Genomic DNA, 24,453 nt, shown 5'->3' on the forward strand with positions numbered 1-24,453 from the left:
CTCGTGGCTGAGCTGCGTCTGGGGCCGTTGCTGAGGTACATCGGCGGCTCGAGTGCGACCGTGTGGGTCGAGGCCGGCCGGCCCGGCACCGCCGAGGTGCGGTGTGCCGACGGCGCCTCCGGTACCGCCCGCACCTTCCAGATCTGCGGACACCACTACGCCCTCGTCCCCGTCACCGGACTCACCCCGGGGACCGCGACCGCGTACGAGGTCTTCCTGGACGGCACGCGCGTGTGGCCGGCGCCCGACTCCCGTTTCCCGCCCTCCGTCATCCGCGTCCCCGCCGACGACGAGGGCGTCCGCGTCTCCTTCGGCTCCTGCCGCTGGGCCGCCCCGGCCGCCGACGGCGACGACCCCGTCGGCCCGGACGCCCTCGACGCGCTCGCCCAGCGCATCGCGGCCGACCCGGACGGCGAACGCCCGGACGTGCTGCTGCTGTTGGGCGACCAGGTGTACGCCGACGAGGTCTCCGACGCCACCCGCCGCTGGCTCGCCGCCCGCCGCGACCTGAGGGAGCCGCCGGGCAGCCAGGTCGCGGACTACGAGGAGTACACCCGCCTCTACTACGAGTCCTGGCTCGACCCCGAGGTGCGCTGGCTGCTGTCCACCGTGCCGACCTGCATGATCTTCGACGACCACGACGTCATCGACGACTGGAACACCTCCGCCGCCTGGCTCGACGACATGCGCGCGACCCCGTGGTGGCAGGAGCGGCTGCTGAGCGGGCTGATGTCGTACTGGGTGCACCAGCACCTGGGCAATGTGTCCCCGGACGAGCTGGCGGCCGACCCGGTGTACGCGGCCGTACGCCAACTGCCCGACGGCACCGACGAGTTGCGCGCCCACGCCTGCCGGGCCGACGCCGACGCGGCCGCGGTGCGCTGGAGTTACCGGCGTGACTTCGGCCGGGTGCGGCTGCTGATGGTCGACTCGCGGGCGGCCCGCGTCCTGGAGGAGGAGAAGCGGGCCATGCTCGACCCGGGCGAGGCCGAGTGGCTGCGCGAGCAGGTGCTGGACGCGCGGGAGGCGTACGACCACCTCCTCATCGGCACCTCGCTGCCCTGGCTGCTGCCGCACCTGGTGCACGACGCCGAGGCCTGGAACGCGGCCCTGTGCCGGGGCGACCGCGGGGCGCGCTGGGCGCGGTTCGGGGAGGATCTGCGGCGGAAGGCGGATCTGGAGCACTGGGCCGCCTTCCCGGCCTCGTTCGCCGCGCTGGCGGAGCTGATCGCCGAGGTCGGCTCGGGGGCGCAGGCACCGGCGACGGTGCTGGTGCTGTCCGGCGACGTCCATCACGCGTACGTGGCCGAGCCGACGTGGGTCAACGGCGCCGGGCCGGACGCGCGGGTGCTGCAGCTGACCTGCTCGCCGGTGCACAACGCCATTCCGCGGGCGATGCGGTTCGGCTTCCGCTTCGGGTGGAGCGCGGTGGCCCGCGCACTGGGACGGCGGTTCGCCCGGCACGGCAGGTGCGCGCCGACGCCGGTCAAGTGGCGCAAGAAGGGCGGGCCCTGGTTCGGCAACCAGCTCATGTCCCTCGCGCTGCACGGTCGTTCGGCCCGGCTGCGGCTGGAGCAGGCACGGGCGGACGGCGAGCTCACGCTGGTGGAGGATTCCGTCCTCAGCGAGTGACCGGCCCCCGCCCGATCCGGCGGGACCGCAGGTGAACGTCCTGTGCCGATCGCACGTGCCCCCCGTGGAACTCCTGTCACAGCACGGGCGTACGCTGTATGGCTATTGATGGCCGCCCCTGCCGCTCCCCCGCGACGCTGCGGCTCGGTACGGGCCACCGGGGGAGTTCACGGGGAGTCGTGGTGCTGGAGAGTCTGGGGTCGCTGACCGGCAGCCCTTGGATCTACGTCATGGTGGCGCTGTCGGTGCTGCTCGACGTGTTCCTGCCCGTCCTGCCCAGCGGTGTGCTGGTGATCACGGCCGCGACGGCGGCGGCCGCGGGTTCGGCGACCGGCACGGTGCCGCACCGGGTCCCGGACATCATCGCCCTCACCGTGTGCGCGGCCTGCGCCTCCGTCCTCGGCGACCTGGTCGCCTACCGCCTGGCCTGGCGCGGCGGCGAACGCCTCGACCGCGCCATCGCCCGCTCCCGCCGGCTCTCCGGCGCGCAGGAACGTCTCGGCGCGGCCCTGGCCCGGGGCGGCGGCGCCCTGGTCATCCTCGCCCGCTTCGCCCCGGCCGGCCGCTCGGTCGTCTCACTCGGCGCCGGCGCCGCCCACCGCCGGGCCCGCGACTTCCTGCCCTGGTCGGCGCTGGCGGGCCTGGCCTGGGCGGTCTACAGCGTGGCGCTGGGGTACTACGGCGGCCAGTGGCTGGGTACGACATGGCTGGCGACCGGGGTGTCGGTACTGGCGCTGTTCGGGGCAGGTGCCGGGGCGGCGTACGTGGTACGCCGCCCGGCGAAGGCGTCGTAGCGAGCGCGGGCCGCCGGCCTCTCGCCTTCTCGGCCGCTCGCCTTCTCGGCCGCTCAGCCTCTCGGGCTCTCGGCCGCTCAGCCACTCGACCTCTCGGCCGCTCACTGCACTCGGTGGCCTACGTCGCCTTCCAGGAGCTCGCGACCCGCATCTCGCACCGCAACACCGGCCACCAGTCCGGCGACCCGGTCTGCGACCGCATGCTGGCCCGTATCGCGACCGACGAGAACCTGCACATGGTCTTCTACCGCAACCTCCTCAAGGCCGCGTTCGAGCTCGCGCCCGACCTGACCATGCAGGCGGTCCGGGACGTCGTCGTCAACTTCCGCATGCCCGGCCACGGCATCCCCCGCTTCGAGCGGGCGGCGGCGCAGATGGCGATCGGCGAGGTCTACAACCTGCGCATCCACCACGACGACGCCCTGCAGCCGGTGCTTCCTCGCCACCTCTCCGGCCTCTCGACCGCCCCAGCCTTCGATCGCTCAGCCGGTCAGGCCGACGCTTTCTGTCCCCGCACCTCGAGGCCGTCCAGCAGGTCCGCCGTGGCCTGTGCGATCACCTCGACGGCGTGGTCGAACACCTCCCTGTTGTGCGCGGCGGGCGCCCGGAACCCGGACACCTTCCGCACGAACTGCAGGGCCGCGGCCCTGATCTCCTCCTCGGTCGCCTCCTCGGGCAACACGGGCGGACGAAGTGTCTTGATGCTCCGGCACATGCGACCAGTCTCACGCACGGGGCACGGCCCTGCCAGGCTCTTCGGCGAGACCGGCTGCCGCCGTGAAGGGTGCTGTACGTGCGGGGCGGCCGACGGCGAGGCGTCGGCCGAGAGGGAGTTCCTGGCGCCGCTCGCCCTGCTCACCACGCGGGACGGCCTCCCGCCGGGCGAGGTCCGCACCCTGAACTGCGATGAACCGGCCCGGTCAATGAGACTCGTGCAGGTCCGCCCGCCAGTCGTTGGACTTGATCGGGTGGCCCTTCGGGTACTCCAGGTCGACCGGACCAAGGAGGGTGAACCCGGCTCGCCTGCACACGGAGTTCGACGGGACGTTGTCCACCTTCGGGAAGGCGTGCAGATAGCGGTGCTCACCGGCCTCCCGGGCGGCGGCGATGACGGCCCGGGCCGCTGCGACGGCCAGCCCGCGTCCCTGGAACTCGGGCAGCACCCCCCATCCCGTCTCCCACACCACGCCTTCCCGCCACTCCCGCTCCCAGAACCCGACGGACCCGATCGTCTCCCCGCCCTCCGTCGACACGACCCGGTACATCTGCCCCGCCTCCACCGCGAGGTAGCGGCGGTGGCGCGCGGCGACCTTCTCCTCGCTCTCCGGCCCGCCCAAGTGCTCGGTCATCTCAGGGCTGTTGAGCCTGCGCAGCAACCACAGGTCCCCCTCCCCCCAAGGCTCGAGCCGCACCTGCTGCTCCGCACCCGTGATCTCCATGCCGCCACCATAGGACCCGGGTCTGACAGTCCCCCCGGTCTGGCCGGTCTAGGCACGCTGCCGGTCCGGTTCGGTGCCGGTGAGGTCGCGGCCGGCGTCCCACAGACGGGCCGCGACCGTCGTGTCGGTGAGCTGGGTCCAGAGCGGTTCCTCGCGGGGCGTGCCGCGCAGGCGGAAGTGGCGGGGGCCCCACAGCTGTCCTCCGCGCACGGTGGGGTCGAGGACCGCCCGGACGGCCGGCCAGGCCCCGGCGTCCTTGCCCTGGACGAGGAGGGCGGCGGGGGCCGCGCGCAGACGGGCGGCGGCGGTCACCGCGGGCAGCGGCGGACGGGCCGGGGTGAGGGCGTTCAGAGCACCGCCGGGGTGGACCACCACGCTGGTCACCGTGCTGCCGTGGGCGCGCAGGCGGCGGTCGAGTTCCAGGCCGAAGTACATCTGCGCCAGTTTGGAGCGTCCGTAGGTGCGCTTGGGCCGATAGTCACGGCGGGACTGCAGGTCGGCGAGGTCCAGCCGTTCCGACTTCGCGGCGAAGCTGCCCACGGTGACGACACGGGCCGCCGGCGCGGCCGCCAGCAGCGGCATCAGGTGGGCGGTGAGCGCGAAGTGGCCGAGGTGGTTGGTGCCGAACATCAGCTCATGGCCGTCCCCCGTCTCACGGCGCGGGGGGTCGTCGAGCGCGACCCCGGCGTTGAGGACGACCGCGTCGAGCCGTTCCGCCTCCAGCGCCCCCGCCGCCGTACGCAGCGACGCCTGGTCGGCGAGGTCCAGCCGCAGGGCACGCACCCGCGCGCCGGGCACCCGGGACCTGATCGACTCCAGGGCGGCCTCGGCCTTCGCCGGGTCCCTGCTGCCCAGTACGACGGTGGCCCCGCCGGCGGACAGCTGCTCGGCGGTGAAGTAACCGATCCCCGCGTTGCCGCCGGTGACCAGGAACACCCTGCCCTCGGCACGCGGTGGCCGGTGGACATCCCAGGCGGACGGACTGGAGGACGTGAACGACATGAGACGGGCTCCCTTGCCACGGATGCTACGAACGTGCGCCACCCACCCTTCCGGCCCCCGCCGACACATCACCCACCGATCGCCGACAGCCGCACCCCACGACCGACATCCCCCCGACAAACCACTCAGCCGTGCCACCCGGCGCGACGGAGGACGTCGAGAACGGCTCACCGTCTCCGTCCCGGAGTCGGACGGACCACCCAGGCCGCCCGCCACACCGCACCCCGAAGCCCGCATTCGAAGCCCGCATTCAAGGAGCCCAGCATGACGATCCAGCGGATGGACAACGTCCTCATCGTGGTCGACGACCTCGACGCCGCCATCGCCTTCTTCGTCGAACTCGGCATGGAACTGGAGGGCCAGGGGCCCGTCGAGGGGCGATGGGTCGAACAGGTCATCGCCCTGGACGGCGTCCGGCAGGACGTCGCCATGCTGCGCGTCCCGGGCGGACACGGCCGCATCGAGCTGGCGAGGTTCCACACGCCGAAGGCGATCACCGCCGAGCCGAAGGACGCGCCGGCGAACACGCTGGGCATCCGTCGCGTCATGTTCGCCGTCGACGACCTCGACGACACACTCACCCGCCTGCGCGCCCACGGCGGCGAACTCGTCGGTGACGTGGTCCGGTACGAGGACGTCTACCGCCTCTGCTACGTCCGCGGCCCCGAGGGCATCGTCGTCGGACTCGCCGAGGAAATCGGCTGAGGGGCGGGGCGATGAGTTCGGGGACCCGGAACGGTCTACAGGTCGTGGGCGGGGCAGGAGGGTCGTCGTGAGCGCGGCGGCAGGTCGTCCCCGAGGAGGAGGGCAGCGTGATGAACGGACGTAGGGGCAGGGTGACCTGCGATCTCTCGATCTCGGTCGACGGGTATGCGGCCGGGCTCAACCAGAGCGAGGAGCGGCCGTTCGGGGACGACGGCGGTGACGGGTGGGGCGGCAGGCTGCACGCCTGGATGTTCGAAACCCCCGAGGAGAACCGGACCGAGTTGGAGCGGATGACGGCCGCCAAGGCGTTCGTGATGGGCCGCAACATGTTCGGCCCGGTGCGGGGCGAGTGGGACCGGGAGTGGAACGGCTGGTGGGGCGAGGATCCGCCGTTCCACGCCCCGGTCTTCGTGCTCACCCACCACCCGCGCGACCCGCAGCAGATGAAGGGCGGCACCACGTTCCACTTCGTCACCGACGGAATCGAATCCGCGCTGGCACGCGCGCGTGAGGCGGCCGAGGGCGGTGACGTGTCCGTCCAGGGCGGCGCGACCACCGTCAACCAGTACCTCGCCGCGGGCCTGATCGACGAGCTGCGGCTGCACGTCGTGCCGTTCACGCTCGGCGCAGGGACGCGGTTGTTCGACGGCGTCCCCGCCCTGCGTCTCGAGCAGGTGGAGTCCCGGGCGGCGAGTGGGGTGACCCACGTGACCTATCGCGTGCCGTCCTGAGCGGAGGGCGGCGGAGGGCGGCACTGAACCGCACTGAAACGCCACTGCCGAACTCCTCTCACCCTCGTTCGTGTGAACCCCTTGAAGGAACTCGCATCCCAAATTCGAACAGGCGTAGCATTGCGGCGTGGCAACGACCTATGACTTCCCCAGTGACCTCCTCGCCGGTCAGGAGGAGCTGCATCAGGTCCGGGCCGAGCTGTCGGCCCTGCTCAAGCGTCTCCCCTGGTCGGTCGAGCCCCTGGACGGTTTCAGTGACACCGGCGGCTGGCGCAAGGTGGAGCGGCCCGCCTCCCCGGGGTGGACGCCCGACGAACAGGCCGAGGTCGAGAAGCTGCGCCGCCGTGAGCACGAACTGGCGGTGTTCGTCACCACGCACCGCTTCTGGACCGAGGTCACGACCGACGACCGGGTGGACGCCCGCACGAGGCTGAAGCACGCGCACGAGGAGAGGGAGACGGCGCGGGAGTGAACGCGGAAGACCCCGGCCGGGACGGCCGGGGTCTTCTCGTCGGTGGGCGCGGACGGTTTCGAACCGCCGACATCCTGCTTGTAAGGCAGGCGCTCTACCCCTGAGCTACGCACCCGAGACGAGTCGACAGCCTACCTTGCCCGAGGCAGTGCCCCGCAAACCCGTTTCGAACATCCCGCCCGGTACATCCTGCCCGGTCGGGGGGATAACCCCACCCCGTATCCGGGAGCGTCCCGGATCCCCCTCCCGCTGCCCGCTCCGTACGGTCGTAGAGCCTCAAGAGTCCGTTTGGGGAAGCAGTCCGTCTCGGCAAGCAGTCCGTCGTGGGAAGTCCGTCTCAGGGGGAGATCGTCATGGCCAGTCGCAGCACCGTCGCCCGGGTGGCGCTGGGTGTCGTCGCCGTCGCGTTGATCGGGGGGACCACCGCGTGCGGAGCCTCCGCCGGGGACGACAAGACGCCGGACCACCGGACGTTCGCGCTGGCGGGGAAGACGCTCACCGTCGACTCCGACGACTCGGCGCTGGAGATCGTCGCCGCGGACGGCAACAAGGCGGGGCAGGTCGAGGTGACACGGTGGTTCCAGGGATCCGTGGCGATCGGCAAGGGGCCCAAGGTGACCTGGTCGATGAAGGACGACCGGCTGACGCTGCGGATGAAGTGCTCCGGGGTCGTCGCCGACTGCTCGGCCAAGCACCGGATCGAGGTCCCGCGCGGTATCACCGTGAAGGTCGAGGACGGCGACGGGAGCGTGCGGGCCCGCGGCTTCGAGGACGCCCTGAGCATTCGTACCAGCGATGGATCCGTGCACGTCAGCGACTCCACCGGACCCCTGACGCTGCGCACCGCCGACGGATCCGTGCACGCCGACGTCTCCTCCCGGCAGGTCCGGGCCGCGAGCGGCGACGGCTCGGTGCACCTCACCCTGGGCGCCGTACCGGACCTCGTCGACGCCGGCAGTCACGACGGTTCCGTCACCGTCGCGCTGCCCCGGGCCACGTACCGGGTGACGACGAAGACCGGTGACGGTTCGGTGGACGTGTCGGTGCCCCGGGACGACTCCAGCTCGCACGTCGTCTCCGCGCGCACCTCCGACGGCAAGGTCACGGTGAAGACGGCGAACTGACCGGCCCGTGTGTTCGTCCTTCACGGGTGGGAGAATGAAACCCGCTACCCGCCAGGACGGATGACAGCACGGGAGAGGGATGTGACGGCGACACCTTCCGAGCCGTACTCGCCGTCGGTGCCACGGGCACACCGCAAGGCGCTCACGGACACCCTCACCCTCCTCGCCCTCCCCCTCGTCGCCGCGCCCGTGCTGCTCGCCGCGTTCGCCGGCGGCGGGACCCGGCGCTGGTTCGGCGGGCGGGCGGAGAGCCAGCGGGCGGAGGCGCAGGCGGCGAAGGACGCGGCGGCGGCCGCGTTCTACGAGCTGGACACCGCCCAGCGGGACCTGCGGATCTCGATCGAGACGATCACGGCCGTGGACGACTCCCCCGCCGCCCGCCGGGTCGTCTCCGACTTCGAGGCGCTGGGACGGCGCATCGACGAGGTCAGCCACCGTTACATCGACGCCGTCGACGCCCACGACCTCGACCGCGACGATCTGGAGGCCTCGGCCGCCGCGCACGCGCGCACCGAGCTGACCCGGGCCAAGGACGAGCTGCTGAACGTCAAGCGGGAGCTGGACCGTTTCGGCGACAGCCTCGGCCCGCTCCTCGGCAAGGCGGAGACCCAACTGGCCCGGCTGGCACCGGCGGTGGAGCGGGCCCGGCAGGGGCTGCTGGCCGCCTCGAACGCCCTGGACGCCGTACGGGGATCGGGTCTGAGGGCGGACGATCTCGCCGCCCGGCTCGCCGCGCTCGGCCCCGAGCTGACCAAGCTCAACCAGGGCGCCGGACAGCACGGCGTCCCCCAGACGCTGGAGCGGGCCGAGCGGGTGGCCCGGGAGGCCGGGGCGGTACGGGCGGAGGCCGAACGCCTGCCCGAGAAGGCGGCCGAGATCGACCACCGTCTGGTCTCCCTGCGCACCCGCGCCCAGGCGCTCACCACGCGTGCCGGCCAGGTGGAGCCGGTCCTCAGCGAGCTGCGGCGGCGCTTCTCGGCGGCGTGCTGGCAGGACCTGCAGCACGTACCGGAGCAGGCCGCGGAGAACGTCCGGCAGGCCGAGCTGAAGCTGAAGGAGGCCCAGGCGGCCCGCGACGCCCAGCGCTGGCCGGACGCCACGGCCCTGCTGTCGACGGTACGGGCCCTGCTGAACACCACCGACGAGTCCGTCTCGGCGGCCCGGGACCGCCTCCAGCGGCTGAACGCCGTGCAGAAGGACCCCCAGCAGGAGATCGACAGAACCCGCTTCGCGATCCGGGACGCCCAACGCCTCGCGATGACGGGCCGGTCGACCCCCGATCCGCGCCACGCGCGCCCGCTGGACGACTCCGTGGCCCGCCTGGACCGGGCGGTCACCGCCCTGGAGGGCCGCCACCCCGACTACTGGCACTTCCTCACCGAGACGGAGGCGGTCCGCCGGACGGTCGCGGACGTGGTCGCGCGGATCCGGGAGGAGCGCGGGGGCAGCCACTGAGCGACCGCCCCCGGGGGCAGCCGGACTAGCTGCGGTAGGCGTAGTACGCCGAGTTCGGGTACGAGGCGATCAGGCTCGACAGCGACCGCCGGTAGGTGTCCGTGTCGTGGTACGTCAGATACGGCACGCCACTGGAGCTGCGGTACGTCGTCATCATGGTGTGGTCCTTCGACCCGTCCTTGTCGAAATCCATCTGCAGCACGTCGCCGAGGTCCATCTGGTACGCGTTGGCCAGCGCGGTCGTCCGCTTGGCGGTCTGCGTGAACCACGACCACTCGTTGACGCCGATCCAGGTGTCGGTGTCACTCGACGTCCCGGAGTTCCAGGTGCCGTAGTCCTCGGTGGAGCCGGTGACCTTCTTCCAGCCGCCCGCGAACAGCGCCTGGCTGATGAAGTTGGTGCAGTCACCGCCCATGCCGTTGTACTTGCGGTACGCGGTGTTGTAGTTCTTCCAGTACTTCTCCGCGTAGGTCACCATCGCCGAGTAGTCGTACGGCGTCGACGTGCCGAGGTTCTTCGGGGCCGCCGGTGCCGGGTAGGTGATCGCGGCCCGGGGCGCGTCGATGACGGCGCTCGGGCGGACCTTGGTCACGGGAGCCGCCGGGGCGGGCTCGTTGACGGGGCGGGGGCCCGTGTCGGTGAGGCGCTCACCGGTGAGCTGCCAGCCGCCGTCCGCCCCGCCGGTGAAGGTGAGTTCGTGGTGCGCGGTGAAGCCGGTGGTCGGCGGCTCGTCGCCGCGTATCTTCGCGTACGTCAGCGTGGTGGTCTCGGTGACCTGGACGGTGGCCGTACGACCGCGCAGCCGGGCGCTGTTGACGGTGACCTTGGTGTCGGCGGCGGTGTAGGCCTCGCCGAGGGCGGCGAGCCGCGAGCGGGTGCCGCGCAGCGACGTCACCGCGCCGGACTCGGACTTGGCCAGCGTGGACGCCAACTCCACGCCTCCGGTGGCCTTCAGGGAGGCTCGGGCGGCCGGCTGCGGGGTGTCGAGGAGCGCGGCCGTGCGGTCGGTGAGGACGGCGTCCGCGATGCGGCCGAAGGCGCTCGTGGTGGCCGCGTCGAGGGCGGGCGCCGAGGCGTCGGCCGCGTGGCCGGCGGTCACGGGGAGCAGGGCGGTGGACAGGGCCACGGCGGCGACGGCGACGGAACGGCCCCTGGCGGCACGGGTGTTGCTGGGTCTCACGGGTGTTTCTCCTGGGAGTGGGGGGTGCTTCATCTCACGACCGTCGACCAGTCGGGCTGCTGCGCGGGGTCCAGAGCGCGCAGCTGGGCGAGGGTCTCCGGCTTCTGCACGTCCAGCCAGTCGGCCAGTTCCTTGAAGGACACGCACTTGACGTCCTTCTTCGTGCAGACGTTCTCGACGACCTGGTCGACGGCCTTCATGTAGATGCCGCCGTTCCAGTCCTCGAAGTGGTTGCCGATGAACAGCGGGGCGCGGCTTCCGTAGTACACGCGGTTGAAGCCGGCCATGTAGGAGTCGACGGTCTGCCGCTCCCACTGCGCGTAGTCGGCGCTGTTGCCGTCGGTCTCGCCCTGGGACTGGTTGGCGAGGAAGTTGAAGTCCATCGACAGGCCCTGGTACTTGCCGCCCTCGTACGGCAGCAGTTGCAGCGGGAAGTCCCAGATGCCGTCGTTCTTCTCGGGCCAGATCTGGAAGCCGCCGGGCGAGGAGGCGTCGTAGCGCCAGCCGTAGCTCTTGATGGCCTTCAGCAGGTTCTTCTGGCCCTCCAGGCAGGGGGCGCGGCCGCCGGTGACCTCCTTGGTGAACTCGAAGGGGAGGGCGGCGACGTCCTTGAAGCCGGTGTTGGTCTTCCAGTGCTCGACGAACGTGTAGAACTGGTCGATCTCGCTCTTCCACTCGGCGACGCTCCAGTCGCCGCCGCCCTTCTTGCCGCAGAAGTGGCCGTTGAAGTGGGTGCCGATCTCGTTGCCCTGCAGGTAGGCCAGCCGCAGTTGGTCGAGGGTGGTGCGGATGTGGTCGTCGGTGGCGTAGTCGATGGCGGCGGAGCCGACCGGGTGCTGGGGCGGGTGGTAGAGCCTGGCCTTGCTCTTGGGCAGGAGGTAGATGCCGGTGAGGAAGAACGTCATGTGGGCGTCGTACTTCTTCGCCAACTCGCGGTAGTGGGAGAAGAGATGGTCGCTGCCCTCCAGCGCGCCGTCCCAGGAGAAGACGACGAACTGGGGCGGTTTCTCACCGGGTTTGAGCGGTACTGGCTTCAACTGGCCCGGCTGCGGGCCGGTGTAGGCGGTGGAACCGTCGCCGAGGCTGTCGGTCTGTCCGTCCCAGGTCGTCGAGGGGGTGGGGCTGGGGGCGACGTTGTCGGGCCGGTCGGTGGCGGCGGTGGGCTCGGTGTGGTCCTGGCGGGTCAGGATGAGGGAGGTGGCGACCAGGCAGGCCACGACCAGGAAGGGGGCCAGGGTCATGAACCCCAGGCGGGTGGTGCGGCTCTCGGTCGCTCCGCCGCGCCGGCCGGCGGACGGTTTCCTGCCGGGCATGCGGTCTTCACGGGGCATGCGGTGCTCAATCTGCGAGGGGGGTGGGGGGTGTGGTGCGCGGGCCCGGGGTCAGCCGAGTCCCATCGCGCGCGACCAGACGGCGTACGGGACGCTGTCGGCCGGTGTGCCGCCGAGGCCCTTGAGCGGTAGTGGCTCCAGGGACTCGGTGAGGTCCATGCGGTAGACGACGACCGCGGTCGAGACGGAGCCGGCGCTGCCGGCGTACCAGGCGGCGGTGTCGTCCGCGGTGGTGCCGGGCTTCCCTGCGGCCGTCGGGGTGGCGACGGTGGGGTGGTCGCTGTTCAGGGCGTCCGTGAGCGCCTGGGTGACCTGTTGGGCCACCCGGGCGCCCATCGCCCGGCGGGCTGTGGGGGTTCGCAGCGGGACCGGCGCGCCGTTGCGGGTGATGCGGCGTACCGAGTACGGCTCGGTGTGCGTGCCCTCGGCGGCGAAGGTGGCGTATCCACTGGCCATCCGGATGGCGCTCGGCGTGGAGTTGCCCAGGGAGAGCGCGGGCACGTGGGGTCCGATGCTGGAGGGGAGCAGTCCGGCGGCCTGGGCGGTCTCGCGCACCGTGTCCAGGCCGGTGTCCATGCCGAGCTGCATGAACGGCGTGTTCACGGACCGGGCGAGCGCTCTGCCGAGGGAGATGGGCCCGTAGGACCGGTTGCCGTCGTTGTGGGCGGTGACCACCTTGCCGCTGCGGTCCCAGTACGGTCCCTCGGGTGTGGTGACGGGCACGTCGTCGTCGCCGTCGTACACGGTCTGCGGGGTGACGGGGGTCGCCGGGCCGGTGCGGGTCTTGCGCACGCCGTGTTCGAGACCGGCCGCGTAGACGAACGGCAGGAACGCCGAACCGGCCTGCACGGTAGTGGCGTTGGACTCGTTGAAGCCCTGCGTACGGTGGTCGGGGCCGCCGTGGACGGCGAGGATCCGGCCGTCGGTGGCCACGGAGGCGGCGCCGTAGTGCACGGTCCTCGCCGCCTCGGGGTCGGTCTTCAGCGCCTTCTTGCGGGCCGCCGCGACGGCGTCGGTGAGCGCGCTCTCCCGTTTGCGGTCGAAGGTCGTGTAGATCTGGTAGCCGCCGAGGTCGAACTGCTTGTCCGAGATGTGCCCGGCCTTCTTGGCGTACTGCTGCGCCAGTTCGACCAGGTAGTCGCTCTGCTTTCCGGTGTCGTACACGCGGGCCGACTTCAGCGGCTCGGGGAACGTCCGGTACGTGGCCCGCTCCTGCGGGGACAGCTTGCCGATCTCGACCATACGGTCGAGGATCCAGGACCAACGCTCCACGGCCCGCTGGTGGTTGGCCGCGGAGAGGGTGGGGTCGTAGAGTCCCGCGCCCTTCAACAGGGAGGCGAGGAAAGCGGCCTGACTGACGTTCAGGTGTGTGACGTCCTTGCCGTAGTAGGCCTGGGAGGCGCGCTGGATGCCGTAGGTGCCGCGGCCGAACCAACTGGTGTTGAGGTAGCCCTGGAGAATGTCGTCCTTGCTCATGCGGTTGTCGAGCTTGAGCGAGATCACCGCCTCGGTGAACTTGCGGCTGACGGTCCGGTTCTGCGTCAGGTACACGTTCTTGACGTACTGCTGGGTGATCGTCGAGCCGCCCTCGGTGACCCCGTGGCCCACCGTGCTCCACAGGGCACGGGTCAGGCCCTTGAGGGAGATGCCGGGATCGGAGTAGAAGCTCTCGTTCTCCGCGGCGAGCACGGCCCGGCGGACGTCCTCGGGGATGTCCTTCAGCGGCATGTCCTGCCGCCGTACCCAGCCGGTACGGGCCATGGGGGTGCCGTCGGACCAGAAGTAGACGTTGTCCTGCTGGGTGGCGTAGCTGTTGAGGTCGCGCGGTATGTCGGTCGCTGCGTAGGCGACGGCCAGGAACATGCCCGTCAGCCCCACGGCCCCCAGGAAGCCGCCGAGCCACTGCCGCCAGGAGGGCAGCCAGCGGCGCCAGCCGCGGCGGCTCGGGTGGGGGTAGGCGGGGCGTAAGCGGCGTAACGCCGTCCAGGGGAACCGTTTGGGTGCCGCCCGGCGGCGGCGCGGGCGGCGGTGGTCAGCCGGCCTGCCCGAGCGTTGTGCTGTCCGGGTCACGCCCGGAAAATATCAACGATCTTCGCAGCTTCTCCACATGCGAATCCGACAGGAACGATCACATACCGAACAGGAGGGAACATGGCAACCTTGTGACTTGAGTCACGGGTTCCGCCTTTATCCCCCCGCTAACCTGGGCACATGCCTCGATACGAATACCGCTGCCGGACCTGCGGCGACACCTTTGAAGTCAGCCGGCCGATGGCCCGGTCCTCCGACCCCGCCTCCTGCCCCGCCGGACATGAGGACACGGTGAAGCTTCTGTCGACGGTGGCCGTCGGGGGCACGGCGTCCACCCCCGCGGCGGCACCGAGGGCCGGCGGCGGGGGCGGAGGCGGGTGCTGCGGTGGAGGGTGCTGCGGCTAACCGGCGGTCGTCCGGCTCGCCCTGAGGAACTCCCGCAGGATGCGCTCCCCCGCCAGGACGCCCCGCTCCGGCAGTGCCGTGATGGCGGGGGCCGTCCACTCGGCCTCCGCCAACTCGCCGTGGCCCGGGCGCCAGCCCCGGTCCGCGGCGAGGAGGAGGTCCGCGTCCAGCAGCGAGTCGCCCGCCGCCAGGGTCAGCTCCGCGCCCGTCCTGCGGGCGACCTCCCTCATCGCCGCGCTCTTCGTCAGGGGCTTCGGCACGGCGTAGATCTTGCGGCCCTGGAGGGAGACCGTCCAGCCGCGGTTCTCCGCCCAGACCGCGAGCTCCTTCACCCACTCCTCCGGCAGCAGCTCCCGCTCGACGACCAGATAGGCGAACAGGTCCTCGGCGACCCGGTGTTTGCGCACCCAGAGCGGGTCGGCCGTGGCCAGCAGATGCTCGCGGACCTCGTCCAGCGGGGCGCACTCGTCCGCCAGCCGGGCCGTGACCCGCGCGTGCCAGTCCAGGTCGGAGACGCCGTCCACCATCAGGTGGCCGCCGTTCGCGCAGATCGCGTACGTCGGGGCCGGGCCCGGCAGGTTGATGCGCAGGTACTGCTTGCGGGTACGGGTCGTCGTCGGTACGAACACGGCCGCGTCCCCCAGCTCGGTCAGCAGCGCGGCCGCCGTCTCCGTCATGAACGACAGCGGCCTGCTCTCGTGCACCTCGACACAGAGCAGCCGCGGCGCCCGCGCGTCCGGCATGGTCAGCGCGAGGGCCGCCGGGGAGTAGATCAGCGTCCGGTCGAGGTCGCTCGCCACCAGCACCGGCATCAGACGTTCACCGCCCGGCCGTCGGCACCGGTCGCACCGCGCGTGTACTTCGGGTGGATCAACCCCACGCAGGTGTACGGCAGTTCGTCGACCTCCTCGACGGGCACCCCCCGCTGCCCGGCGAGCAGCCGCACGTGGTCCAGGTCGGCGCCCGCCCCGGCCCGCGCCAGGATCTTCCACGGCACCCGGCGCAGCAGCACACGCGTGGTCTCGCCGACGCCCGGCTTGACGAGGTTGACGTCGTGGATGCCGTACTCCTCGCTGATCCGCTCGACGGCCGCCCAACCCTCCCAGGTGGGCTCGCGGTCACCGGACAGCAGCTCCTTCGCCTGCGCGTCCACCGCGTCGACGACCTCCGGGAAATGGGCGGCCACGGCGTCGATGAACTCCAAGGAGACATCCGCGCCCGCCAGTTCGCGGTAGAACTTGGCGCCGTGGAAGTCGTACGGGCCCACCAGGTCCGCGCGCAGGACCGTGCGGGAGATCAGGCCGGAGACGGTCGAGTTGAGGCAGGCCGAGGGGATCAGGAAGTCCTCCCGGGTGCCGTACGTCCGTACGCAGGAACCCGGGTCGGCCAGGACCGCGATCTCCGGGTCGAAGCCGGTGATCCCGTCGGAGGCCTCGAACTCCTTGACGGCGTCGGCGAGTTCGCGGGTGATCGCACCCTTGCCGGTCCAGCCGTCGACGAACACCACGTCCCGCGGGTCGTGCCGGTCGGCGAGCCAGCGCAGGGCGTTGGCGTCGATGCCGCGTCCGCGCACGATGGAGACGGCGTAGTGCGGCAGGTCCAGTCCGTGCCGGAACCGGGCCCAGCGGCGCATCAGCACGCCCACGGGGGTGCCGGCGCGGGCCAGCGAGACGAGGACTGGCCGGGGCGAGCGCTCGGCCAGCACGAGCTCGGTGACGGCGCCCACCGCCTGCGCGAGACGGGACGCGGTCGACTCCAGGGCCGCGTGGAAGAGTTCCTGGTACTGCTCGCTCGGCTGGTATTCCACCGGCAGCGACTCCGCGTAGTGCGCGCCGCCGCTCTGGATGGCCTCCTCGCGCTCCTCGGTCGGCGCCTCCAGCGTCACGTCCGAGAGGTCCTGGAGCAGCCAGCCGACCTCGTCGGGCGGGTACGAGGAGAAGGCGGGGCCGCGGAGGGGCTCGGGCAGCATGGCGTGCCTTTCGGGGACGTCGGGGACGTACGAGGGCACGACCACGAGCAGGACGTGCGGGGTGTGGGCGGCGAGCTGGGCCAGGAGGCCGTTCTCGGCGTGCAGGTGCGGGGTGTCCGCGACGGAGTCGACGACCGCGACGACGGCGTCGAAGCCTGCGACGTTGTAGGCGTAGCGGTCACCGGGACCGTCGGCCGGGTCGTCATGGGCGGGGAAGACCAGGCGGCTGCGTATCGCGTAGCCCGGGTCGTCGACGGCCAGGACCGGTGAGCGGGTGGTGGTGGAGTAGGTGACCTCGGCGTCGGTTATCTGTTCCAGTTCGCGGGCGAGGCGGAGGGGGGCGTACATCAGCTCCTCGAAGCCGAGGATGTGTACGCGGCGGGCGTCCGGCGGCAGTGCCTCCGCGAGGCGGGCGGCCATGGCGGGGAGGGCGTGGTCGAGGCGGGTGCGGTTGGCCGGGGTGAAGCCATGACGGCCGCCGTCGGGGAGGTTGCGGGGCCACAGGAGGTCTACTCGCTTGGCTGCCGGGTGCGGGTTTGTGGGGGCTGGTCGCGCCCACGCGGCGGTAGCCGCAGATTCAGCACAGCCCCGCGCCCCTGTCGGGGCGCTTACCTCGAACCGAGCTACAAGGTCCTGTCCCTTGTCCAGCACGTCCTCCGGCAGCTTCACGGTGCCCGAAGCCGACGTCACCAGGTCCACCCTCGCGCCTATCTCCCTCGCGAAGTCCTCCAGGCGGTCCGCGTCCGCGGGTGAGCGCATGTCGACCAGGGCCACCACCACGTACCGCCCGCGCGGATACCGCTCGTGAAGGGCGCGCACGGTGTTGAGGACCGTGTTGCCCGTCGAGAACTCGTCGTCGACCAGGACCAGGGGGCCGTCACCGGCCAGCAGGCCGGGGTTCTCCGGCAGCAGGAGGTGGGAGGTGGCGTGGGAGTGGGACTCCTCGAAGCCGCCCGCGGGGGCCACGCCCGGTACCGGACGGCGGGTGGAGTGGAGGTAGGGGGCGGAGCCGATGCCGTCCGCGACGGAGTGGCCGAGGCCCGTCGCCGTTTCCGCGTAGCCGAGGACGACCGCCTCGGCCGCCTCCTCGGCGCCCAGGAGGGCGCGTACCCGGCGGCCCAGGGCGAACCCGTGGCCGTAGACGACCGACGGCGACTGCGGGACGTGTTTGCCCAGGACGTTGGAGACGAGGAGGTGCGCCCGCTTGGGGTTGCGGCGCAGGGCCAGGCCCAGGAGGTCTTTGAGCTCGTCGTCGCCCACGAGTTCGAGCCCGAGTCGCTCGGCGACCCAGGTCCCGGACCAGACCCCGTCGTTCACTGCGTTGATCATGATTCCCTGATTGGTGAGATTCAGCCGGGTATGCCGGCGGCGAGCAGGTCCACGAAGCTGACGTCCTCGCGCGCGACGCCGAAGACCTCGGCCCGGAGCATGGTCCGCTCGGCCCAGGCGCGGTGCGGCTTCACCTCGTTCATCTTGTTCGTGTACGCCGATCTGAGCACGCCCCCGCCGCCCCGCTCGGGCCGCAGGATGTCCACGGCGTCGCTGAACTCCTCGTGGCTGACCACGGACAGCGCGTGCACGGGCAGGACGTGGGTGGGGTGGATGCAGGTCTTGCCCAGCAGGCCGTTGGCCTGGTCCAGGGAGATCTCCCGCAGCAGCCCGTCCATGGCGTGCTCGATCAGTTTCTCGCGCAGTTCGACGGCCTGCCCCTCGAGGAAGGGGCTGGTGCGCAGCAGCGGCTTGAACATGCGCTCCGGTACACGGAAGTACTCCCAGACCGGCCCGGTCACCGTGAAGCCGGTGCCGTCGGCCCGGCCCAGCATGTTCACCACGTCGGCGATCACGGAGGCGACGATCTGGACGTCGTAGGCGGTCATGTCGGGGGCCCGGCGCAGACCGTAGGAGGCGCAGAAGTCGGTGACGCCGAGGCGCAGCGCGAGCACGCGGTCGCGGTACTTGTCGACGGTGCGGGCGATGCCCTCGAGGGCGGCCACCCGCGACTCCCGGTACATCAGCTCGGGGGTCTCCAGCACGGGCATCCCGAACAGCCGGTGGCCGCTCGCGCTCTCGGCGTGGGCCAGTGCCTCCAGGAAGGGGATGCCGCGCTCCTCGGTGAACTTCGGGAACACGAATCCGGACAGCAACCGCGCGTTCGCGCCCAGTCGCGACACGAGGTCGGGGATCTGCTCGGCCGTGCGGACCCGGATGAACAGCAGCGGGAGGCAGCCGGAGTCCCTGGTGGCCAGGTCGGCGAACTGGCGGACCAGGTTCTCCTCCCCCGCCAGCACGTCCGCGTCGTCGATCGAGTCCTCCAGGCACAGCACCATCGAGACGACGCCGTGCCCGGCCTGTTTGACGATGTCGTCGGCCAGCCGGGGCCGGGTCGCCGGGCTGTAGAGCGTGGCGCCCAGGGCCGCGGAGAGCAGCCGGGCCGGGGAGTCCGTGCCGAACTCGCACGGCTCCTGATGAAAGAGACGCCGCCGCACCTCCGGGGCGATGTGCCCGAAATGACGCATAAAACTCCCCCGTGGCACAAGGTAAGCCTGTGGATTCTGAGAACAGGTGGCCGGTAATAGTACGTACCGGCCCATGTCAGGGGTTCCCGTCGGGCATGAATTTCCGGTAACGCCCGCGGACACACCCGTAGTGCGGTGCCGCCCCCGCGTTGTCGTGACCAGGACCGAGAAGGCAGGATGACCGCTATGACGCACGCGATGCTGAAAGGGTCGAACGTCCCGCTCGAGGCCACGGCGGTGCGCGCCGTGCTGCGCTGGACGCCCGGGCAGGGGGTCCCGGAGGTCGACGCCTCCGCGCTGCTCCTCAACCCCGACGGCCGTGTGCGCTCCGACGAGGACTTCGTCTTCTACAACCAGCCCCGGCACCCCTCCGGGAAGGTCAGGCTCCTCGGCAAGAAACGCACCGCCGAGGGTCCCACCGATACGATCCAGACGGATCTGGCCGGTGTCGAGCCCGACGTCAGCCAGATTCTTCTGGTCGCTTCGGCGGACGACGTCACCTTCGACCGCGTACAGGGCCTGCGCATCCTGCTGTACGACGCCTCGGTCGCCGACGGTGAGCCGCTGGCCTACTTCGACATCACGCCCCAGACCGGCAAGGAGACGGCGCTGATCTGCGGCGAGCTCTACCGCCGCGACAAGCGCTGGAAGTTCCGGGCGCTGGGCGAGGGCTACTCCAACGGTCTCAAGGGCTTGGCGACGGACTTCGGCATCTCCGTCGACGAGTCCGACCCGGAGCCGTCGGCCGCGCAGCCCCAGCCGCTGCCGCCGGAACAGCCCGCCGGGGTACCGGCCCAGCCGGCCTACGGCTTCCCCCCGCAGCCCGCCACGACCCAGCCCGCCTACGGCTACCCCCAGCCCGCCCCCGCGACGACGGCGGCGGGCGCGGCGGGCGGCCAGTCCGGCTACGGCTATCCGCCGCCGGTGGCGACGCTCCCGAACCCGGACTTCCGGCTGCCCCCGCAGGGGCCGCAGTTCATCCGGCCCTGACGGGTGCGGGGCACTAGACCTTGGTCTTGTAGCCCCGGCCCCACTGCAGCCCCCAGCCGTACAACCGGTCCAGCTCCGCCTGGAAGCCGTAGACGAACTTGACCTCCCGCCGCACGACCAGCTCCTTCTTCACGTTCTCGATCATGACGACCGCGCAGGACCGGGCCTGGGGGTGCCGTTCGTCGAGGTGGATCTCGATGCGCGGCCCGTTGCTCGGGTACAGCGTCACGATGGCGTGCGTGCGGTCGAACGCCGGGGTCTGGTCGTAGATGTACACGAACACCAGCAGGCGCTTGATCTGCTCCCGGTGGTCGAGGTTGATGTACATGTCCTCGCCGGAGCCCGACCCGAACCGGTCGTCGCCGCTGAGCTTGACGTACGGCGGCGCGTTGACGTCCCCGAAGTAGCTCCCGAGGGGCTGTACGACGCCCTTGGAGCCGTCGGTCAGCTCGTACAGGCATCCCAGGTCGAGGTCGACGTTGACCATGCTCTGGCTGTGCCCCATGACCTCCGGCGGGCGCAGCGCCTTCAACGGGTGCCGCAGCAACGACTCGCGCTGCGAGCCGCCTATGTCGGACGTCCGCATGCGCCAGCTCAGGTTGACCCGCAGATGCCCGCTCGCCGCCTGCTGCTTGGTCAGGGACACGTAGTGGTGCCGTTTGGTCAGCTCGATCGCGTTCGTCGCCGCGCTGCCCGAGTCGAAGTCGACCTCACGGCCGCGCCACAGTCCGTCCAGAAAGCCCATTCCCGCCCCCACTAGTGCCCCGCACGTCACCCGAACGACCGGCGGGGCGGCCGGAGGCCCGGCCGCCCCGCTCAGAGCGTTCCCTCACCCGCATGTGTGTCACACCCCGGCGAGCGAGCCCGGGGTGAACCGAGCCCTAGATGGGGGCCGAGACCTCAGCCTTCTCGTCCGAGCCCGTCCCTTTTCCCTCGGCCTCCGCCAGTTTCTGGTTGCGGCGCACGGAGGACCAGAAGGACAAGCCGATCAGGACGACGCCGACGAGGCCGGTGATGACCTCGTTGATCTGGTACTGGATGGTGACCATGAGGATCACGGCCAGCGCGCCGATCGCGTAGTGCGCGCCGTGCTCCAGGTAGACGTAGTCGTCGAGGGTGCCCTGGCGGACCAGGTAGACGGTGAGCGAGCGGACGTACATCGCGCCGATGCCGAGGCCCAGGGCCATCAGGACGATGTCGTTGGTGATGGCGAAGGCGCCGATGACGCCGTCGAAGGAGAAGGACGCGTCCAGCACTTCCAGGTACAGGAACATGAAGAACGCGGCCTGGCCGGCCAGGACGATGGCCGGTTTCTTCCTGCCGGTGCGCTCGGCCTCTTCCTCCTCCTCGTGCTCGCGTTCCTCCTCGGCCTCCAGGCGGTCCTCGAAGAAGCCGGAGAGGCCGCCGACGATCATGTACGTGATCAGACCGGCGATGCCGGCGATCAGCACCGTCTGCGCCTTGTCGACGTGTCCGCCGCCGTGCTGGTGGGCGTGCGTGGCGAAGGTGAAGGAGGTGATCAGCAGGACGATCAGGGCGATGCAGACCGACAGCATGTCGACCTTGCCGAGCTTGGCCAGCGGGCGCTCGATCCAGCGCAGCCACTGGATGTCCCGGTCCTCGAAGATGAAGTCCAGGAAGATCATGAGCAGGAACATGCCACCGAACGCGGCGATCGCCGGGTGGGCGTCGGTGACCAGCTGCTGGTACCGGTCCTTGTTGTTGAGGGCGAGGTCGACGGCCTCGATGGGGCCCATCTTGGCGGTGACCGCGACGATGACGACGGGGAAGACCAGTCGCATGCCGAACACGGCGATGAGAACGCCGACCGTGAGGAAGATCTTCTGCCAGAAGGCGCTCATCTTCTTCAGGATCCCGGCGTTGACCACAGCGTTGTCGAACGACAGGGAGATCTCGAGGACGGCGAGGATCGCCACGATGCCGAATGCCTCCCACCCCCCGTAGAAGACCGCGGCGACCAGGCCGAGCGCGGTAATCGCGAACGACCAGCCGAAGGTTTTCAGAAGCACTGGCTACCCAATCGTGTGTGGTACGGGTCTCGCCGCGCCGTACCCGGCTTTACGAAACATTGACTCCGAAGTCTAGAGCGATGCCCCGGAGCCCCGACGCGTACCCCTGACCGACCGCACGGAACTTCCACTCGCCCTGGTAGCGGTAGACCTCGCCGAAGATCATGGCCGTTTCCGTACTGGCGTCCTCGCTGAGGTCGTAGCGGGCGAGTTCCTGCCCGTCGGCCTGGTTGACGACCCGGATGAAGGCGTTGGAGACCTGGCCGAAGGTCTGGCCGCGCTCGTCCGCCATGTGGATCGAGACCGGGAAGACGATCTTGTCGCACTGGGGCGGCACCTTGGCGAGGTCGACCAGGATCGACTCGTCGTCGCCCTCGCCCTCACCGGTGAGGTTGTCGCCGGTGTGCTCCACCGAGCCGTCCGGGCTCTTGAGCTGGTTGTAGAACACGAACCACTCGTCGCCCAGCACCCGTCCCCCGCTGCACAGCAGCGCGCTGGCGTCCAGGTCGAAGTCGGCGCCGGTGGTGGAGCGCGCGTCCCAGCCCAGCCCGATCATCACCTGGGTGAGGTTCGGCGCGGCCTTGGACAGGGAGACGTTGCCCCCCTTGGCGAGCGTGACGCCCATGATGCTGGTCCCTCCCCGAGTCGGTGCTTCTCTGCTGCTTGTCCTGCGCGTCCGGCGCCGCGCGTAAACGGCGCGGCGCCGGACGGGCGAGGCGCGTCTCAGACGTTGACGCCGAAGTCCTGGGCGATGCCGCGCAGGCCGGAGGCGTAGCCCTGGCCGATGGCGCGGAACTTCCACTCCGCGCCGTTGCGGTACAGCTCGCCGAAGACCATGGCCGTCTCGGTGGAGGCGTCCTCACTCAGGTCGTACCGGGCGATCTCCTGTCCGCCGGCCTGGTTGACGACGCGGATGAACGCGTTGCGGACCTGGCCGAAGGACTGCTGGCGGTTCTCGGCGTCGTAGATCGACACCGGGAACACGATCTTGTCGACGTCGGCCGGGACGCCCGCGAGGTTGACCTTGATCACCTCGTCGTCGCCCTCACCCTCACCGGTGAGGTTGTCGCCGGTGTGCTCGACCGAGCCGTCGGGGCTCTTGAGGTTGTTGAAGAAGACGAAGTTCTGGTCGTTGGCGACCTTGCCGGCATTGTTCAGCAGCAGCGCGCTGGCATCGAGGTCGAAGTCGGTGCCGGTCGTCGTCCGGACGTCCCAGCCCAGACCGACGAGCACCGCGGTCAGGCCCGGGGCCTCCTTGGTCAGCGATACGTTGCCGCCCTTGCTGAGGCTGACTCCCACGAGTCCTCCATTGGTTTCCAGGGCGGGGAGCCCCGCCGTGCGTTTGACATCGGATCAACGAATCGATCCTAGTGACGGGTTCCCGTCGTACGCATGGCTTGCCACCGAAGAATCACAGGGTGTCGAGGGCCTTGACGTACTCGTTCAGGTCACGGGCGTCGGGGAGGGCGTTGACGACGGTCCAGCGCACCACGCCGTCCTTGTCGATGACGAAGGTGCCGCGCACGGCGCAGCCCTTGTCCTCGGCGAAGACGCCGTACGCGCGGCTGACCTCGCCGTGCGGCCAGAAGTCGCTGAGCAGCGGGTACTCCAGGCCCTCCTGCTCGGCGAAGACGCGCAGGGTGTGGATGGAGTCGTTGGAGACGGCGAGCACCTGGGTGCCGCGGTCCTCGAACTGCGGCAGGTTGTCGCGCACCTCGCACAGCTCACCGGTGCACACACCGGTGAAGGCGAAGGGGTAGAAGAGAAGGACCACGTTCTTCTCGCCACGGAAGTCGGAGAGCTTCACCGTGGCGCCGTGGTTGTCCTTGAGCTCGAAGTCGGGGGCTTTGTCGCCGACCTGGATCGCCATCGAGGTTCCGTCCCTTTCGGTGGGCTGTTCGGGTGGCGTCAACCCTACGCAGCGATCACCGGGGGCCGGCGGACGGGCCGAGTACGACGCCCGGCCCGTCCGTGGGTGGCTATTTCTTGGACTTGGCCGCCTTCGGCGTCACCAGCCGGCTGCCGCTCCAGTCCTTGCCCACGCTGACGCTCTTGGAGGCGGACAGCCCCGCCGTCGTCGCGGCTTCGGAGATGTCGCTCGGCTCGACGTATCCGTCCCGGCCGGTCTTCGGCGTCAGGAGCAGGATCGACCCGCCTTCTTCGATGTACGTGGTGGCGTCCACCAGCGCATCGGTCAGGTCGCCGTCGTCGTCGCGGAACCAGAGCACCACGGCATCGGCGACGTCGTCGTAGTCCTCGTCCACCAGGTCACTGCCGATGACTTCCTCAATGGCCTCGCGGAGTTCCTGGTCTACGTCGTCGTCGTAGCCGATCTCCTGGACCACCTGCTCGGGCTGGAACCCCAGCCTCACGGCAGGGCTCGTCTCCGCGTGGTCCGCGGTCGCGCTCACGGGTTGCCTCCTGATCTTGTCTTTGGGTATGTCTCAGCCACGCGCGTGCGCGAAGCATTGGCCGTAGTCCACACGGGCGGGGCGGATCGCGCAAGTACCCGGCCGTTCAGACCGCCGAAACGGTGACGTTCCTGGCCGTGTCACCGCAACTCCAGCCACGACGCCCAGGCGGTCAGTGACCTGCACCACACCGTTGTGCCCGCTTTGCGGCATTGGGAACCCGGGACTCCCGAGAT

The 24,453-nt window shown here is 70.6% G+C and carries 24 protein-coding genes, 1 tRNA gene and 1 pseudogene; 10 read left to right on the forward strand and 16 right to left on the reverse strand.

Annotation, left to right across the window (positions count from 1 at the left end; all coding sequences use genetic code 11):
- Positions 1-3 precede the first annotated feature (3 nt).
- From ACWCQ1_RS22210 to ACWCQ1_RS22220, 3 genes and pseudogenes are all read left to right on the forward strand, one after another.
- Positions 4-1,632: an alkaline phosphatase D family protein gene (locus tag ACWCQ1_RS22210; RefSeq protein ID WP_358593560.1), complete on the forward strand. Its 1,629-nt coding sequence runs from the start codon at positions 4-6 to the stop codon at positions 1,630-1,632.
- Between the two features lie 182 nt (positions 1,633-1,814).
- Positions 1,815-2,426: a DedA family protein gene (locus ACWCQ1_RS22215; RefSeq protein WP_165954719.1), complete on the forward strand. Its 612-nt coding sequence runs from the start codon at positions 1,815-1,817 to the stop codon at positions 2,424-2,426.
- A 104-nt stretch (positions 2,427-2,530) separates the two neighbouring features.
- A pseudogene (locus tag ACWCQ1_RS22220) lies at positions 2,531-2,863 on the forward strand (acyl-ACP desaturase); the annotation flags it as partial.
- A gap of 53 nt (positions 2,864-2,916) precedes the next feature.
- Here the strand turns inward: ACWCQ1_RS22220 and ACWCQ1_RS22225 are convergent.
- From ACWCQ1_RS22225 to ACWCQ1_RS22235, 3 genes are all read right to left on the reverse strand, one after another.
- Positions 2,917-3,141, reverse strand: coding sequence for a DUF2277 domain-containing protein (locus ACWCQ1_RS22225; RefSeq protein ID WP_133041272.1), 225 nt, complete (start codon positions 3,139-3,141; stop codon positions 2,917-2,919).
- Positions 3,142-3,346: 205 nt separating this feature from the next.
- Entirely contained in the window at positions 3,347-3,865 is a 519-nt protein-coding gene (locus ACWCQ1_RS22230) for a GNAT family N-acetyltransferase (protein WP_358593559.1), read from the reverse strand.
- Positions 3,866-3,913: 48 nt separating this feature from the next.
- Positions 3,914-4,867, reverse strand: a complete 954-nt coding sequence (locus ACWCQ1_RS22235) for an SDR family NAD(P)-dependent oxidoreductase (protein ID WP_451027190.1) — start codon at positions 4,865-4,867, stop codon at positions 3,914-3,916.
- A 264-nt stretch (positions 4,868-5,131) separates the two neighbouring features.
- Here ACWCQ1_RS22235 and ACWCQ1_RS22240 point away from each other — a divergent pair, with 264 nt between their 5' ends.
- The 3 genes from ACWCQ1_RS22240 (at position 5,132) to ACWCQ1_RS22250 (ending at position 6,775) form a co-directional block, all read left to right on the forward strand.
- Entirely contained in the window at positions 5,132-5,572 is a 441-nt protein-coding gene (locus ACWCQ1_RS22240; RefSeq protein ID WP_133041269.1) for a VOC family protein, read from the forward strand.
- A gap of 110 nt (positions 5,573-5,682) precedes the next feature.
- On the forward strand, positions 5,683-6,303 hold the full coding sequence (locus ACWCQ1_RS22245) for a dihydrofolate reductase family protein (protein ID WP_358593557.1): 621 nt from the start codon (positions 5,683-5,685) through the stop codon (positions 6,301-6,303).
- A 127-nt stretch (positions 6,304-6,430) separates the two neighbouring features.
- Positions 6,431-6,775 (forward strand): hypothetical protein, encoded by a 345-nt coding sequence (locus ACWCQ1_RS22250; protein WP_133041267.1) that lies wholly within the window; start codon positions 6,431-6,433, stop codon positions 6,773-6,775.
- Between the two features lie 43 nt (positions 6,776-6,818).
- Here the strand turns inward: ACWCQ1_RS22250 and ACWCQ1_RS22255 are convergent.
- Positions 6,819-6,890, reverse strand: a tRNA-Val gene (locus ACWCQ1_RS22255).
- 238 nt (positions 6,891-7,128) lie between these two features.
- Between ACWCQ1_RS22255 and ACWCQ1_RS22260 the strand changes: the two genes are divergently transcribed.
- Positions 7,129-7,899, forward strand: coding sequence for a DUF4097 family beta strand repeat-containing protein (locus tag ACWCQ1_RS22260; RefSeq protein ID WP_358593556.1), 771 nt, complete (start codon positions 7,129-7,131; stop codon positions 7,897-7,899).
- An 81-nt stretch (positions 7,900-7,980) separates the two neighbouring features.
- Entirely contained in the window at positions 7,981-9,354 is a 1,374-nt protein-coding gene (locus tag ACWCQ1_RS22265; RefSeq protein WP_451027191.1) for a hypothetical protein, read from the forward strand.
- Positions 9,355-9,379: 25 nt separating this feature from the next.
- Here ACWCQ1_RS22265 and ACWCQ1_RS22270 read toward each other — a convergent pair whose 3' ends face one another.
- From ACWCQ1_RS22270 to ACWCQ1_RS22280, 3 genes are read right to left on the reverse strand one after another with little or no spacing between them, the layout of a single operon-like run.
- Positions 9,380-10,534: an amidase domain-containing protein gene (locus tag ACWCQ1_RS22270; RefSeq protein ID WP_451027192.1), complete on the reverse strand. Its 1,155-nt coding sequence runs from the start codon at positions 10,532-10,534 to the stop codon at positions 9,380-9,382.
- Positions 10,535-10,563: 29 nt separating this feature from the next.
- Positions 10,564-11,865, reverse strand: a complete 1,302-nt coding sequence (locus ACWCQ1_RS22275) for a hypothetical protein (protein WP_451027193.1) — start codon at positions 11,863-11,865, stop codon at positions 10,564-10,566.
- A 51-nt stretch (positions 11,866-11,916) separates the two neighbouring features.
- Positions 11,917-13,935, reverse strand: a complete 2,019-nt coding sequence (locus ACWCQ1_RS22280; protein ID WP_451027194.1) for a transglycosylase domain-containing protein — start codon at positions 13,933-13,935, stop codon at positions 11,917-11,919.
- Between the two features lie 141 nt (positions 13,936-14,076).
- On the opposite strand from ACWCQ1_RS22280, the gene ACWCQ1_RS22285 reads away from it, so the two are divergent.
- Positions 14,077-14,301, forward strand: coding sequence for an FmdB family zinc ribbon protein (locus ACWCQ1_RS22285; RefSeq protein ID WP_133041264.1), 225 nt, complete (start codon positions 14,077-14,079; stop codon positions 14,299-14,301).
- Here ACWCQ1_RS22285 and ACWCQ1_RS22290 read toward each other — a convergent pair.
- From ACWCQ1_RS22290 to ACWCQ1_RS22300, 3 genes are read right to left on the reverse strand one after another with little or no spacing between them, the layout of a single operon-like run.
- Positions 14,298-15,113: an HAD family hydrolase gene (locus tag ACWCQ1_RS22290; protein WP_358593554.1), complete on the reverse strand. Its 816-nt coding sequence runs from the start codon at positions 15,111-15,113 to the stop codon at positions 14,298-14,300. The two genes, ACWCQ1_RS22285 and ACWCQ1_RS22290, sit on opposite strands and share 4 nt — an antisense overlap.
- On the reverse strand, positions 15,113-17,599 hold the full coding sequence (locus ACWCQ1_RS22295; protein WP_358593553.1) for a phosphoribosyltransferase: 2,487 nt from the start codon (positions 17,597-17,599) through the stop codon (positions 15,113-15,115). The genes ACWCQ1_RS22290 and ACWCQ1_RS22295 overlap by 1 nt, the downstream gene beginning before the upstream one ends.
- Positions 17,600-17,619: 20 nt before the next feature.
- Positions 17,620-18,786: an HpcH/HpaI aldolase/citrate lyase family protein gene (locus ACWCQ1_RS22300; RefSeq protein ID WP_358593552.1), complete on the reverse strand. Its 1,167-nt coding sequence runs from the start codon at positions 18,784-18,786 to the stop codon at positions 17,620-17,622.
- A 186-nt stretch (positions 18,787-18,972) separates the two neighbouring features.
- On the opposite strand from ACWCQ1_RS22300, the gene ACWCQ1_RS22305 reads away from it, so the two are divergent.
- The gene (locus tag ACWCQ1_RS22305; protein ID WP_133041513.1) at positions 18,973-19,776 is read left to right on the forward strand and encodes a TerD family protein; all 804 of its coding nucleotides are present in this window, start codon (positions 18,973-18,975) and stop codon (positions 19,774-19,776) included.
- A 13-nt stretch (positions 19,777-19,789) separates the two neighbouring features.
- Here ACWCQ1_RS22305 and ACWCQ1_RS22310 read toward each other — a convergent pair whose 3' ends face one another.
- The 6 genes from ACWCQ1_RS22310 to ACWCQ1_RS22335 all read right to left on the reverse strand — a co-directional run bounded on the left by ACWCQ1_RS22310 (position 19,790) and on the right by ACWCQ1_RS22335 (position 24,217).
- Complete coding sequence (locus ACWCQ1_RS22310; RefSeq protein WP_133041260.1) at positions 19,790-20,521, reverse strand: TerD family protein; 732 nt, start codon at positions 20,519-20,521, stop codon at positions 19,790-19,792.
- Positions 20,522-20,657: 136 nt separating this feature from the next.
- The gene (locus tag ACWCQ1_RS22315; RefSeq protein WP_133041259.1) at positions 20,658-21,806 is read right to left on the reverse strand and encodes a DUF475 domain-containing protein; all 1,149 of its coding nucleotides are present in this window, start codon (positions 21,804-21,806) and stop codon (positions 20,658-20,660) included.
- A gap of 49 nt (positions 21,807-21,855) precedes the next feature.
- Entirely contained in the window at positions 21,856-22,431 is a 576-nt protein-coding gene (locus ACWCQ1_RS22320; RefSeq protein ID WP_133041258.1) for a TerD family protein, read from the reverse strand.
- Positions 22,432-22,529: 98 nt separating this feature from the next.
- Positions 22,530-23,105, reverse strand: a complete 576-nt coding sequence (locus tag ACWCQ1_RS22325) for a TerD family protein (protein WP_133041257.1) — start codon at positions 23,103-23,105, stop codon at positions 22,530-22,532.
- A 112-nt stretch (positions 23,106-23,217) separates the two neighbouring features.
- Positions 23,218-23,676: a peroxiredoxin gene (locus tag ACWCQ1_RS22330; protein ID WP_208779636.1), complete on the reverse strand. Its 459-nt coding sequence runs from the start codon at positions 23,674-23,676 to the stop codon at positions 23,218-23,220.
- A gap of 109 nt (positions 23,677-23,785) precedes the next feature.
- Entirely contained in the window at positions 23,786-24,217 is a 432-nt protein-coding gene (locus tag ACWCQ1_RS22335; RefSeq protein WP_133041255.1) for a DUF3052 domain-containing protein, read from the reverse strand.
- Between the last annotated feature and the right edge of the window lie 236 nt (positions 24,218-24,453).

This window comes from Streptomyces sp. NPDC002144 (assembly GCF_053593695.1).